The following is a 1,020-nucleotide window of genomic DNA, read 5'->3' on the forward strand; positions in this document are numbered from 1 at the left end:
GGTTCATTGATATTAAAGATGGATGGGACAACTGTTGCTCGTCCAATCGCCTTCAAGCGCATCGACTTTGCTAAAAAGAACATCATAATCACGAGAGGCAAAGTCGTTCCGATACCGCCCATATCTGTAAATGCATAGAGAGTTTCCACAACGCCTATATTGGATGGGTCTCCTCCTGCTGCTGCAACTTGCTCATTTTCTGCCAGAGCTGATAAATAAACTGGATAAACGACTGGTATCATTGCCCAGCCACTGATACCGAATGTATACAAAAATGCTGGAATGAAAATAGATAAAACAAAACCAGGGTAGGTTTGCACAATATTTGATAATGGTTTAAAAATAGCCAGGATGACTTCAAAGAAATCAATATTTGCTTGAACGCCAATCAGCCATCCAGACAGCATAATCAGCGTAATCGGTATAAGCGTGTCAAACCAAACAGCGATAAAGTCCGGCAACGAAGAATCCTCTGAAAAAAACGAAAATTTCGAGAATAAAAAGAGGACAAATCCAACAAACAAACCGACAATCAGGGAGAGAAACATACCGGTTGCTCCGAATCGATCAAGGACAAATTGAATTTTTCCGTCCTCTAAGATAACGGGTGACAGCAAAAATAGATAGAGCGACAGACCCGTTGCGCCTGCTACTAATTTTTTATTATCCTGTTTCTTTTTTTCCATAATGAAATATGGGATTAAGAAGGCAACGAATATGCCGAGAAGACCGAATGTAAAAGTATTAATAAGTGAAAGATCAGGAAACCACGAAACCACATTATTCAATAAACTGACGATCGTAATTAACGAACCTACTAGGATGAGCGGCAGAATGGTCATAACAGAATCCTGAATCGATGATATCCAAGGGTTTTTCGTAATTTTATTTACTCGCGGAGTGAACGAGTTTGTCATAAATGTCATGATTTTGTCCATCATATTATTCACCTGAGCCAAGTAAGTTTACGATATGATCGCACGCTTTATTGCCATCTAATGAGCCATAAATGCTTTGTGG

At 39.4% G+C, this 1,020-nt stretch carries 1 protein-coding gene; it reads right to left on the minus strand.

Annotated elements, in window-relative coordinates:
- On the minus strand, positions 1-941 hold a 941-nt coding region (locus BTA31_RS22305), incomplete at its 3' end, for a PTS transporter subunit EIIC (protein WP_239693259.1).
- Between the last annotated feature and the right edge of the window lie 79 nt (positions 942-1,020).

The sequence above is a fragment of the Bacillus haynesii genome (genome assembly GCF_001969855.1).
In the GTDB taxonomy this organism is placed as follows: domain Bacteria; phylum Bacillota; class Bacilli; order Bacillales; family Bacillaceae; genus Bacillus; species Bacillus haynesii.